The organism is Aestuariibaculum marinum (genome assembly GCF_014596975.1).
In the GTDB taxonomy this organism is placed as follows: Bacteria; Bacteroidota; Bacteroidia; order Flavobacteriales; family Flavobacteriaceae; genus Aestuariibaculum; species Aestuariibaculum marinum.
In genome coordinates, this window is the sequence record NZ_JACVXD010000005.1 from 108,281 (window position 1) to 121,220 (window position 12,940).

Genomic DNA, 12,940 nt, shown 5'->3' on the forward strand with positions numbered 1-12,940 from the left:
GGTTACATAATATAAATCCTTACTTAAATAAGTAAGGATTTTTTGTTTTATAAAGAGTTTAAGAATTTATATATGTTTTGAGATAGGTCCTGGTTTTTACAGCCCTTTGTTTTACAGGAGCTTAAACATTAAGTAATGTATTGTATTCAGAAAGTTGTAATAAAGCATGCTGCCCCCTTATTTTACTGTCCTCTATAATGTTTTCCAGAATACGGTATGCTTTGTCATTCCGTGTGTAATGCTCTATTCTGTAATTATCATCACCGTCTTTTATAAAAACTACAATTTCATAAGGTTGAAAATGTAGCTGATGTTTTGCAATCGCTCTGTTATGATAAATTCGGTATTCATTTCTGGTGCCGTTTTCTTTGGCATATTTATCATTGTGATACACATAAGAGGCTTGTATGATGTTACCAGGTTCTAAAGGATCATTGAAATCCAGTCTTAAAAAGTCATTTAAGACATATTTATCTAATTCTTTAAAAAAAGAACCAACAGCACTTTTAGAGATATAAAAATACCCGCCGGTCATAAGTCGGCCTTTTCGGTATCCGAGTTCCTGCGTTGTTAACTTTTTTATGTAAACATCATATGTGGCACTCATTCTATTTCTGTGTTTGGTAAACCATTAAAGTCATAATCATACTTCAGGTTAGAGATACGGGTATTAGTATTAACAACTAAAAATTCGTTCAGATTTTCGTTATCTATTTTAATCGTTAGTGTGTTCCTTAATTCGTAAGAGAAATGGTCATAAATATGAGCTTTGGTCACCAGGACATTTAAGTTTTCAAGTTTTTGATAGAATTCATTAAGTAAAAAGGCATCTTCACCAATAGCAAGGCAGATATCATCAATAAGTGTTTTAAGTGTAATGGAATTACTTGAATCGCTCTTTTTTAAACTTACAGAATAAACGTAAAGGGGGATGCTTTCAGAATGTAGTTGAATTTGCCCGTTAATGGTATGTACATGCCCGACTTCTTTAGAGCTTGTTTTAACTTCCACATCAAATGTATTAAAATTAAAATCTCTCAAACCACTTTCCGGGCCCTTCCAGGCATCTGTAATAGTCTTGTAGCTATGTGTTTCTGATGAATTTTTAATAAAAAGGAGTTCGCCAAGCAATCCTTTAACTTGGGCTTCACTTAATTCGGTGTCATTGTCTTTGTCAAAAAAGTAATACCATTTGTTAATGGTGATTTTTATAGCTTTAACCAAATCATTGTGCTGTTTAAAATGCTCAATTATTTCATCCATGATTTTGATAAATTCAATTTTGAAATTTTCGAGCGTGCAAACGATATCAATAAAAGAGTGTTTTCCAAAACCAACGATATCCAGACTGGTATTTCTAACCTTAATACCATTTCTGTTTTCAGTAATGGATTCTTCAGATTTGAAAATCAGGTGTAATTTCCCTGAATGGTCATAATATAAATAGGTGGTTTGTCCTGTTACATCTACTTCTAAAGCTTCTATTTTTTCATCTTTTAAAGAAGTATGCTTTAATCGGTCTAAATAGTTTTTTAGCATTTAATTAAATATTTGTTGATAGTAATCAATTTCACCATTGGCAATAGTGGTTTTTGGGAATGCAATGGTAAAACCTATAGGATTAAAGTCTAAAGCTTCAGCATTATAGTTTTCATCCGAGGCATTAAAGGCATCCGAATGTTTTCGGTCTATAAAATATAATATCAGGGTTAAAGTGTCATTATCTTCAGCCATCTTAATATCTGCCGTGTCTGAAATAACACCAACATTAACAATGTTTTCAGCGATATACTCCCTGCCTTTACTTCTTCTTAAATTACGTTTAACGGGGTTTACGGTCAGTTCTGCAATTTGTGTGGTTTCCGTGTTTTCTTTGAGCTGTTTGATCCCGGAAACAAGAATATCAAAATTTTGTATTTCTCCGAAATTAACCCGTTGCTCAATATAATTTGTAATGCCTTCTAGATCAAATGAGTTATGACGGGAATAGCCGTAGTTTTTTATGAATTCCAGTAAATCGTCAATATTGGCTTTTTTCGCAAGAAACTTATAATCGAAGGCTTCTGTTTTTTCAAAGGTTTTCTGATACTTTTCAATGAGCTGTTTGCTGGATTCATAATTATGTTTCAAAACATTAAGAGCCCTGTCAAAATATATGGTTTGTACGGTTTGTTGAGAATAAGATTTGGTTAAAGATGAATTACCCATTTTCGCAGTAGGATGCATGCGCATATGTGCTCTCACCTTCGGTGCAAAATCTAATGGAGTTAAGCCTTCTTCAATATATCTTCTGACTTCATTTCTTAGGTCATCCTCCACAGCCATGACAAATTCAAAATGATCCGCAATACGTTCTGTGGTATAAATTCTTAGCAGATCCTCATAACCTTTTCGATATCCGAACCATCTTCCCATTTGCAGTAGGGTGTCATATTTTAAAGTATCTCTCAGATAGTAGGTTACGGTAAGTCCCTCAATGGTAACACCTCTCGACATAATATTTCCTCCGATACAGATTAAATATTTTAATTCCTCATTAAGGTAATCAAGTTTGTCTTCTCTGCTGTTTATAACTTTAATATTACTGGTTTTGCTGCCTTTAAGTCGCTTTAAGTAATCAAGAATAGTATTGTATTCATTTTTAAATGTGTCGTAATCATAGTCAGGGAACTCACTCACAAGCCCTTGTAATCTTCCTATACTTTGGGTTTGTGTTTTAAAGGTATTAAAACCTTCAAAAGTTGTTTTATCACAGGCCAGACTGTAAATGTATTCTCTGACTTTGGAGTAAACAGTATTATGGTAGTTATTTCTGTGATCAGTATGTATCATCATACCGCAGTACTTGTCATTACCTCTGTGTTTTCTGACGATGGCCGTGTATATAAATGTATCTATGGCTTCTGTTAAGCTGGTTGTAATATCCTGATCTTCATCATTTATAATGCACCTTTCAGAATCATCAACCTGTTCTATCAAAGCAAGTTCATTGTCTTTGTTTTTTATCCCAAAGAAACGACTGCTGCCAAAGTATTCTTCAGGCTCAGGTAATGCATAAATAAAGTCTTTAGGATAAAGGTCTGGTAAGCCCTGATAGTCATTTGCAGGGTTTATAAAAACATTGGCAAATGGAGTTGCGGTATACCCCACATAAACGGACTTTGGAAAAAGATGAATCAGACGTCTTATGGCGTGGTTAATTACGGTAGGATCGCCTTCTTCATCAGAACTGTCTATACTTGCCTGATCTGCCTCATCATCAATAATAAGAACAGGAGGCATTTTATCCGGGTCTTTAACATATCTTGATTCTATCCAGTTAATTAAGTTACCGATAATAGAACCAAAATTATCGCTGTTATTTCTTGCCAGTTTTTTTACAATGGCAATGGTAACATCATTTGTTTTTTCAAAATGATCTGTAAAATTATTAACAGGAATATAAAAGTCACCGTTATCCTTTTTTATTTTTTTATCAGGTAAACCTGTTAAACTGTGGAATTTTTCTTCTCCGGGCAGCCATTTAATAAGTTTTACCCCTTCCAGGCCTAACGTATTATTTCCTATTAGCTCTTTATCAATTCTGAACTGAGTTTGCATTCTTAGGGTGTCGGTCATCCCGGCTAATACAATAACAAATTTATAGCCTATGGAAGCTGCTTTGGATATTAAATGGGTGAAATTTGCTGTTTTACCAGATTGCACATTACCAATTACAAGTCCTTTTTTACTGAACGAGTCATGCTTGTCTGGTTTTGGAAATTTCTTAATAATTTCATCTGTTTCTTCATCCAGCATTCCTACAATATCGGCATTATCTGTAAAAACATGGTCCAGTAAATAATGCTTGTGTCTTTGATAATAATGCCAGTTCTCTTTATCAAGCTCAATTTCTTCACTGTCATTATAGATCCCCATGCCTTTAATATAAACATGTGAGCCATTTGTAAATCCAAATTGTTTTTTGGCGTGATTTAGGAGTCCTTCTTTTAATTCAGTATCAAGGTTGAATTGCTCTTTTGCAACTCTTATGTTTTCAGGTAGTTCATTAATAAAGTCTTCAATATCTGCTTCAGTTAAGTCTGTTCCGTAAGCTTCAAGTTCAGATCTTACTTTTGTATTAAAAATTTTTACCAGGGTATCGGTCATGGTCAGGGTTTACATTGGTTATTATGTGCCACTAATATAAAAAGGAATCCCTGGTTTCTTCCAGTATAATCGATAAAATTGCTGTTTTTCTCTTATAATGTTTTAAGAAAAAAGCTAATCATTACGTATGCAAATTCCTTACAATTTAAAATCAGTGTTATTTTTTTTGTTTTAATTGGTTGTTAGTTAGGTCTGTGTGTTTTTGATATAGGTATCTATAGTTGTTTATTTATCTCAAGCTGTTACATTGTAAGCTTCCCAGGAATAGAACTGTTCTGAAAATCCTTAAGATTCCTTGCATCGCATCCGAAAAGTAGCAAAACTATGATGAATTATAGTCGTTGAAGTAAGACCTTTCTTAATTGGATTTAGTTTTATTTATATATTTGACCACTAATTTTGATGGGTCAGATTTTGGATTAGTCCAGTCCGCTCTACTCGGATGAGTAGCAACTATAACATAAATACCTCCACTGTTTTTAAACACTTTTGATTTCCATTTTCTGTTATTTTCTTCTTCATATTGCTCTACCAATTCATTTGCAATCAATTTATCGCAAACAAATTTTCCAGAAGTATTTCCGAAGCATAGAATTACTTTTATCTCTAATTTCTTAATTACGTTGTGATGAAAATCCCAACAAATATTATTGTAGTAGTTTATTTTATCCTCAATTTTTTTTTCTACTGTTGACCTAACAAAACATATATTACTTGCAGGAACTTCATATGGTGATAAATTTACTTTTTCTAATAAGTGTAAGACTCTTGGTTGTAACCCATGTTTTCCAGCTTCACCTTGCCATATTTCATCTTTATACTCTGACCATTCGTCTCGTTCAAGTTTAAGGGTCTTTTGAGTATGTCGAATTATAGTGTTTTCTCTTTTTAAAATTTCAGAACCTCCTGGATTGAGTCCGATAATATATAAGTCTTTTTTCCCTGTAAAAGCTTTTCTTCCGGAGTAAAACACAGAACCAGATAAATTATATATTTCTTTTGGTATTAATTCAGCAAATTCTTCCATAATCAGTTGGGTGATTTTTGGGGAAATATATTATAACGGTTTTGTGTCGTGTAATAAGTCGCCAACTTTTCGGATTAACACAGAGCCGAATTTTTATATTTTGTTTTTAAATTATCAATCTCAAAGCCCAAATTTAAAAATTTGTCGGGCTTCGCAGATAAGCGCAAAATTTATGGTTTGGCGCTTATTAGCTATGTTTTATGCACGTTATTGCGGGCAGGTTTTTTCGCGTTCAACCGGTTTTTATTTCCACTTTAAACCCTGCATATTTTCCATATCAATCTTCATTATGTATTCGTTTTCTCCAATATAATCATTCAAGATTCTTTCAGAAAATCCAGAACCTCCAGAATTTTTCGCTCTTATTAAAACACGAAAAAGTGGATAAAATGATTTAGTATAATTATCAGCTTTAGAAAACTCTTCAAATTTCAAAGTTTCATTTGTATCACATATTATTAAAGTTCCCTTTCCATCACTAAATCTTTTAGCACATTCCAATCTTCCTGTAAAACTTGCTATTTTATTTTTTTTGCTAACTCGTTGACAAGACCTAAATAATATTGGTCTTTCTGAAGGTAAATAATTCTTTAAGACTATCTCCCAAACGTCGAAGAATGCTTTTCGTTTTTCGTTCGAGGCAGTTAAAATCCAATTAGAAATAAATATGCTGGTTTGTTGCTTTATTTCAGCATCTTTCTGTAAAATCTCAATTAGATTTTGAGCTATTTCTCTTTTTTCGCTTTTGGTAAGTCTATATTGAAATGTGTCATTCATATTCTCTAAACAAACGTTTATTTTCAATTTATGGCCTTAATCTTTTGGTTGCGCAGTTTTTTTAACGGTTTGGCTATGAGCAGTAGCGTCCCGAAGGGCGCTATTGCTCATAGGTGTTGTTGTATGCCGTTTTATATTTTTTCTATTATCTGATTAAATAGGCCATTTTGAAGTGCTTTTCCAGTACCTTCTAAATCAGTCCATTTCATCTTGCCTTTTAAGTTATTGATTACTCCAAAAAATCTTTCGGGATCATTGTTGCAAGATTTATAGATATGTGGAAATGCCCTTACAATCGCTCCAAAACCATTAGTTTTTACTAATTGGCTTTTTCTATCTTTTAGGACTTTTGTTGCGTGTTCATCAAGTTGGTTCAGAGAGTCATAATTTAATAAAACAGGCCAGTCTTCCGGAAATGTGTTTTGATATGCTCTGAAATAGTAGAATAATACTTTAAATATTTCTTCTTCATGAGCATCTTTTAAAGCTGTTTTATTAACCGCATCCTTAACATAATCAATAAAGAAAGCTTGTGAAATGGCACCACTTCCAATTCCGAGCATTTTTATTTGTCTGAATAAAGGACTTTTAGGATTTGTATAGAAATTTTCACAAATAATATGATACTTTTTTATCTGATTAAATTCCCTAGAATCTACATCTGAATACAAATCATAGATTAGTGATTTATTAACTGATTTTTGTTTTCCATTGATATCTGCAAATAATTTTGCGGCTGTTGATTTTGAAACGTTGAATAATAAAATTGCCGAGATTTCAAATTGCTCTAGAATGTCCTGCTTTACCATCGATAAGCCAGCAAGTCTATGCTGACCATCAATGATAGAAAACATGAAGTTTTCAGGAAATTCAAAAAATCCTATTTCATTAGATTCATAATTCAAATATTGATCTTCAAAATTATCTAGAGTACTAATATCAGCTGAAAGGGTAATAGATGACGGTAAAAAATTATCACTGCCATTTTCAATAAAGTCTTTAATACTATTGATTCTATTAATTTGTAATCTTCTTTGAATCCCTTCATCTGAAGAAGCCAATTGAATCCCTTTATTTCGAATAGTGTCTATATATTTTTCATTTTTTATAATTACTTCTTCCTTTTCATAATTGGAATATGGTTCTCGAAAATGAAAATTCAAATGTTCAAGAAGAAATGAGGCTTTAAATTTTACTGAAAAAAATGTTTCACCTCTTTGCTGTATTTTTATGTATGGTATTTTCATAAGAGGTTAAATATTTGGTGTTTCAAAGTTTGTATTAGATTCTGAATCTGTTGTCCCAGAGTTACTACTGCTACTCTCTATGAAACTGGATAAATTCGATATTTTCAAATGCTTCTTGTTTTTTTGAGTAAAAAACGGAATAACATAATAGATCACCAATTCAACCAATAAATAGAATATAAATGATGCAATTATTGAATCCATAACACCACTTTCAGTAGTTGTCGTATCTGATTCAGACGTTGCAGGTCCATTGTTTTTAAGAATAAGTGCAACTAAGAACCCTATTATCATAATTATCCATCTACTATAAACTTTATTATTAATTGTAAACCTTGAAATTAAATCCGCCTTAACCTTTAATTCATAAGAATAAATATCATTCCCTTGAGTATCAAATGGGAAAATGAATGCTTGAGCTCCATCAATATAACTGCATGTTAATTTTTTTGAAGAGATTATCTCCTTTATTTTAAGAAAACTGTGGTTTAAGATTTTGGTTGCATCAAGCTTTCCAAATGCAATAAGGTCAACTGTTATATTATTTTTACTTCTAGCAGCAGAATTAGACTTTTCAAATAGGAAAAGTTTTAAATTTTCTGTTGTGCTATATCCACAGCAATTCTTTTTGTTGAAAATGGCCTTTAATTCTGAATGACCAATTTCTTCCCATTCAGATTCTAAACTTTCCTTAAGATTATTGTTTTTTATCTCTAGTTCGTCTCCAAAAGAATCAGCTACTAAATCGTAAACGCTTTTCTCCTTGTCAGATTGATTAAATCCGAGGAATTTGGATCTTTTTATTTCAATTTCGTAACTAATTACATTCATTTCTATTTATTTTCATGTGTAATTTTTCTAATGGCATACAACAATAGGATAAACGCAATTGCGTTTATCTGCATAAGATTTATTGGGTTAAATATACATATAATTCTTACAATTGATAACGAAACATACCAAATCTTATGAATAGTTTCATTTCAAATGCCATTTAGGTAGGTAAAGCGGTTTTCACTTATGGCTCCATTTAGTTCCATAAAATATATCTGCATGCCAGGCTATAACTATTGTCACTTCGAGCATTTGATATTAAGAGGAGCAAACATGATTTTCGGTGATATTTAGAACCTGTAATTACTCAATGAGTCTTTTTATCATCTCAACAACTAATTGGGGCTCGTCAAGATGAAAATAATGTCCGGCTTTTGGAGACACTATTAAGTATCCCTCAGGAGATTCACTAATCCATTCAGTACAGGCCTGGATTCTTTCTTTTTGCGCTTCTTTGCGGTACTCCATTGAAAAAAATGCTTTTTCAAATGGATTGTCAGATGTCACCGCTGGAAGATGCTTGGGTAATTTTGTGCCAACAAACACGGCGATGGGAATTTTTGGGTTACTACCCAATCCTATATCTTCGCCTTTAAAATCAAAAAAGAGTTCACCTATATATATCCATTCAGCCCTGTATCCTGGAGGAAAACTTTGTGCGTTTTTTATATCATTTTCCTTATACTTTTTTGCAAATGCTGCGATTCCTGTTGTATCTACACCCATTTCCACTAATTCAGTATGGTCTCTATGTGTTGTAAAATCTGTAGAATCGATGTATACAAGTGCTTTTATTTCTTCTGGAAAATGTCCGGCAAAGGTCCTGATAAGGACACCACCCCAACTATGTCCAGCTAAAACATAGGGAGGAGGAAGCTCAAGTTTTTGGAGTATTTTCCGTAAAATATTTACGACATTGAGCGTTGTATACTCCATCTCATTCCATTCCGATTGACCTATTCCAGATCGTTCATAAGCTATAACAGGGGCTGTTTTTGCAATATCATCGAAAATAGTACCCCATTTCCAGTCACCAAATCCAGCTTCCAGTACAACCACAGGAATGCCATGCTCCAAATGCTCCTGTCCACCAAGTCTAACATGATATTTATACCCATCAATTTCTACAAATTGATAAGTAGGTTTAGTTGAACTGTCCTGTGCGTTTATAGAATAGTTGAAAAGATGGAAACTAACGATCAGTATCCAAACCTTAAAACCGTTTAAAGTAAATAAAGACCTCATGATTTTTTAATTTATTATCAGTTAATAATTGTTGTTTTCTTACTGTTCAGATATATTGTTGCCAAGATTAATTAGTATTTTACTTTAAATTCTCTTCAAAAAAACGGACCACGTTGGGCAACCATTCAGGATTTCTCATCACAATGTGTCCCATGCCATCATAAGGTACAAACGTGTAATTTTTGTAATTCCGTTGGTCTAAAAACTTCATTAGTTTATATGATTCATCTATAGGTACGTCGTCGTCAGCTGTTCCGTGCACAATCATTAAAGGAGCTTTTAATCGATCCAGCTTATTCAAAATGCCGGACATAGCGTAGCGCTCCGGACAGTTTTTTGGTAAACAGCCCATGAAGGGTTCGATAGCCACTCGAAATTCCTTAGGCTCTATGGCAGGGGCATTTAAATGTGCGGCTTTATAGAAGTCAGGTGCTTCCAGAACGGCACGCAGCGCAAAGTGTCCTCCCCAGCTATGTCCAATAACTCCTATGCGATCCATATCCATGTATGGTCGATCTTTTCCTAGTTGTTTCAACACAGAAATATGGTCTTCCAATTCCACTTGGCCAAATTTTCCATAGCTAAAGTCTTGAAATGCTTTTCCACGCTCTGCAGTTCCTCTGCCATCGATAAATACTACAATGTAGCCCTCCTGTGCCAACCTATTCATTTCCCATAGCCATTTATCTAAAACATTTAGTGGGACTACGTTATATGAATTTCCCCCGTAAATGTATTCAACCACAGGATAAGTTTTGCTTTCATCAAGGTTAGAGGGCTTTAATATTAGGGGCCGGAGTTTGATCGTTTCATCGGCAGACGAGGTTGTTACATATTCATAGTTGAAATAATTCTCTTTGATACTGGAGAAATTTCCTTTCCACGGAGAGTCATAATACTTGCCTTGGGGTGAATAACGATCTAATTGTAAGGTTTTAGGAAGGGCTGAGCGTAGTATCCAAAGCGTGTCTTTACTGTATGGAAAAAAAAGTTCCATTATTCCAGGTGTATCAACCACCTTCGTAATCTCTTCTTTTTTCAAATTGGTTTTGTAAAGCTGTGAAGAATAGGGGTGTTCCTTGTCAGAATGAGCAAGAAAGTAAATCGTCCTAGACTCTTTATCTATTTTCTGAATAGATGATACAATTCCGTTTTCTGAAAAATTGGTTAAAGGTCTTATTAATTTCCCTGTGTAATCGTATAGATATATTTGATTGTAACCACTTCGTTCACTCATCCATGTAAATTGATTCTTGTCCTCCCAAAAAGAAGCCACTTGCATATCTTGTAGCCTTTTGGAATACCCTTGTAATAAATTCAATCCTATTAAATAGGTGTCTGACTTTTCGACCAACATATCTGTCGCCTTTCCAGTGTTGGCATCTACCATTTGTAAATGAACCTCTTTCATCAGTCTGTCTGCTGCAATAAGGAATAGTTTATCACTCGCATTACTCCATTCCAATACATGAACATATGTAAGATTTGGCTGTTGTTCGATGGCTGTCTTGGCTCCTGTGGCCGGATTTATAATATAAAATTGTTCTATAGGAATATTTTGTCCTGCTCTGCTGTATTTCTTGTACGTAATCTTTTCAAAATTATCCTGTGAGAGTTTTATTTCAGGTACTTTACGATCATCTGTTTGTTTTACTATGATGTATTGACCATTGGGAGACCATAAGGAATTGTCTATGTTCCAGTACCATCCGTCTTTTGGTGTAATTGACCAGGTAAATGAATCTGTATCTGCCGCTCGTATATAAAAACTCCCGTTCTGAGTACCTGCAAACTGATTGGTAGTTAAAGAATACTGCTCTATAAGTGGTGGAGAATTACTAAACAGACCAGGACCTAAAACCTTAGCCTGTGGATGTCCCTTATCAAATAATTCCTCAATAGCCGAAGGGAATCCCTCCATAATATTACCGAATGGTTGCTGGGCTTGAGTTAAGCTATTTAATAATAGAAAACATATAAGTATTATTATACGGCTATTAGATTTCATTTTCAGCTATTTTATTTAAACAACCTATGGACAAATACAATTGAGTTAATCCATTGATATTTATTGTACTAAATATAATAAATATTCTTACGATTTTACGTGTAATTATTTGATTTGTATGTGTTTATGGTTTTTGTGTTTCCGTTTACGCAGGTAAAGCGGTGTTCACTTATGGCTCCATTTAGTTCCATAAAACATATGTTCAAGCCCATTGCATTAAACTTGCACATACCATATCCACTACCACTACGGTGGCACCCCTTCGTTGGCACTGTCTATTTGTTTTATTTCACACACTACACCATAAGTTCACTCGTAGCTACTTTTGTACCCCAAACGGTGTGCAAAGCGAATACAGAATACAGTTTACTGTAATTATGTTGAGCTGCAGCCACCGTTGCACACCGTGAAACCCCATAAGGTTTCGCCTTTAATAAAATAATTCAATGCATTTAAAATCATGGTCACACTGTGCTTGTCGCAGTGTATGGCACTCACAAACTATAAAGGCTCAATCATTCTGTTGGGGTACAACCGCTACTTAACAATTTGGCTCGCCTGCGGGTCGCTGCGGGCTGTTCAGCTGTCACAATTTTTGAAGGTCCCAACAAACCCCATGAAAGGTCGTTATGAAAAATTGAAATTCAATAAAGCAATGGACTCTTCGAATAAGGCATAGAAACCTATGACGCATGAGAAAAGTACAATTAAGGAGTTTGCTTTGAAGAAGTTCAAATTTGGAATAGGCTTTTTATGGGGTTTGGTGGGGCTATCTGCATCCAGAAGCTATATTTTAGCCTCGTACCTCAACATAAAACAAAGCCTCTTCTTGCAACGCGCACAAGAGTTACAAATGCACTACAGGCTGCAATACACTATGGTGTAGGCAACCTTCCATGCATTCGCAACCCTTGTTTTTCCCAACGGATGTCAAAAATAGCGCCATCAGGTGATAACATAGTTCCGGCAGCTTTCCACCGTGTTCCAAGCTATTGGCCAGAACACCCTGGCTCAACTCGCTGGCGGCTCGCTGTTTCCGCTTCGCTCCAACGCTGCGCTTGTTTACCTGCTAATAGTTTCTATCTCAACCCTAGTTTACGTTTCAATTCATAGTCATCCATATTAATAAGATCATTAAAGCTGAGTTCTCGTTTCGCTTCAGCTTCACCTTTTCGAAAGTGCCAGAAAAGACTATATCGTCCAGAGTTTAAAATGATAAAAATGATGTGTTTACCTTGCTCATAGGTATGCCATACATCTTTAACATAAAATGAGGAAGCCCCGATTCTGCCTTCGAATAAGTCAAAAGTAACATCCTCTCCAATTTTAGGTATAGTGCCTAAACCTTTGACTTTTATTTGCGCACTTTTTTTATCGTCACTGGCGTATATGTAGTATTCGGTGTCTCTGAATTCAATAAAGGGTTTGGCATAAAAGTCAAATACGTCTTCGTATAATTGGTTAATTCGTTTCTTGACTTGATAGTCATTTATACCAGTAGCAAGGCTGATACTTTTAAAACTGGGTATGGGAAGCTCATCATCATAATAAAAATCCTTACTTGATAAATAGTTTAGTATGTTTCCATAATCCGGATGCTCGCCATATTGTGTCACTAAATCATTGATAATGCTCAGTAATGAAAATATAATT

Annotated in this window: 10 protein-coding genes; all 10 read right to left on the minus strand. The window is 34.3% G+C overall.

Annotated features, from left to right (window positions below; translation table 11 throughout):
• Positions 1-121 precede the first annotated feature (121 nt).
• A complete protein-coding gene (locus ICJ85_RS10485) occupies positions 122-607 on the minus strand; it encodes a DNA binding protein (protein ID WP_188223742.1) in 486 nt (161 codons plus the stop codon).
• Positions 604-1,539 (minus strand): PD-(D/E)XK motif protein, encoded by a 936-nt coding sequence (locus ICJ85_RS10490; RefSeq protein ID WP_188223743.1) that lies wholly within the window; start codon positions 1,537-1,539, stop codon positions 604-606. The genes ICJ85_RS10485 and ICJ85_RS10490 overlap by 4 nt, the downstream gene beginning before the upstream one ends.
• Positions 1,540-4,149, minus strand: coding sequence for a Z1 domain-containing protein (locus ICJ85_RS10495; protein WP_188223744.1), 2,610 nt, complete (start codon positions 4,147-4,149; stop codon positions 1,540-1,542).
• A gap of 358 nt (positions 4,150-4,507) precedes the next feature.
• Positions 4,508-5,176 carry a uracil-DNA glycosylase family protein gene (locus ICJ85_RS10500; RefSeq protein WP_188223745.1) on the minus strand — a complete coding sequence of 223 codons (669 nt, stop codon included), beginning with the start codon at positions 5,174-5,176 and terminating at the stop codon, positions 4,508-4,510.
• Positions 5,177-5,419: 243 nt separating this feature from the next.
• Positions 5,420-5,953, minus strand: a complete 534-nt coding sequence (locus tag ICJ85_RS10505; RefSeq protein WP_188223746.1) for a hypothetical protein — start codon at positions 5,951-5,953, stop codon at positions 5,420-5,422.
• Between the two features lie 131 nt (positions 5,954-6,084).
• Complete coding sequence (locus tag ICJ85_RS10510) at positions 6,085-7,200, minus strand: DGQHR domain-containing protein (RefSeq protein WP_188223747.1); 1,116 nt, start codon at positions 7,198-7,200, stop codon at positions 6,085-6,087.
• 6 nt (positions 7,201-7,206) lie between these two features.
• A complete protein-coding gene (locus tag ICJ85_RS10515; RefSeq protein ID WP_188223748.1) occupies positions 7,207-8,031 on the minus strand; it encodes a hypothetical protein in 825 nt (274 codons plus the stop codon).
• Positions 8,032-8,337: 306 nt separating this feature from the next.
• Complete coding sequence (locus ICJ85_RS10520) at positions 8,338-9,279, minus strand: alpha/beta fold hydrolase (RefSeq protein ID WP_188223749.1); 942 nt, start codon at positions 9,277-9,279, stop codon at positions 8,338-8,340.
• A 79-nt stretch (positions 9,280-9,358) separates the two neighbouring features.
• Entirely contained in the window at positions 9,359-11,287 is a 1,929-nt protein-coding gene (locus tag ICJ85_RS10525) for a S9 family peptidase (RefSeq protein ID WP_188223750.1), read from the minus strand.
• A gap of 1,079 nt (positions 11,288-12,366) precedes the next feature.
• Positions 12,367-12,903 carry a hypothetical protein gene (locus ICJ85_RS10530; protein ID WP_188223751.1) on the minus strand — a complete coding sequence of 179 codons (537 nt, stop codon included), beginning with the start codon at positions 12,901-12,903 and terminating at the stop codon, positions 12,367-12,369.
• Positions 12,904-12,940 lie beyond the last annotated feature (37 nt).

Coding starts and splice junctions, on each gene's coding strand:
- ICJ85_RS10525 (WP_188223750.1), bottom strand. CDS start 11,287: ATGAAATCTAATAGCCGTATAATAATACTTATATGTTTTCTATTATTA.
- ICJ85_RS10520 (WP_188223749.1), bottom strand. CDS start 9,279: ATGAGGTCTTTATTTACTTTAAACGGTTTTAAGGTTTGGATACTGATC.
- ICJ85_RS10505 (WP_188223746.1), bottom strand. CDS start 5,953: ATGAATGACACATTTCAATATAGACTTACCAAAAGCGAAAAAAGAGAA.
- ICJ85_RS10490 (WP_188223743.1), bottom strand. CDS start 1,539: ATGCTAAAAAACTATTTAGACCGATTAAAGCATACTTCTTTAAAAGAT.
- ICJ85_RS10500 (WP_188223745.1), bottom strand. CDS start 5,176: ATGGAAGAATTTGCTGAATTAATACCAAAAGAAATATATAATTTATCT.
- ICJ85_RS10495 (WP_188223744.1), bottom strand. CDS start 4,149: ATGACCGATACCCTGGTAAAAATTTTTAATACAAAAGTAAGATCTGAA.
- ICJ85_RS10510 (WP_188223747.1), bottom strand. CDS start 7,200: ATGAAAATACCATACATAAAAATACAGCAAAGAGGTGAAACATTTTTT.
- ICJ85_RS10515 (WP_188223748.1), bottom strand. CDS start 8,031: ATGAATGTAATTAGTTACGAAATTGAAATAAAAAGATCCAAATTCCTC.
- ICJ85_RS10485 (WP_188223742.1), bottom strand. CDS start 607: ATGAGTGCCACATATGATGTTTACATAAAAAAGTTAACAACGCAGGAA.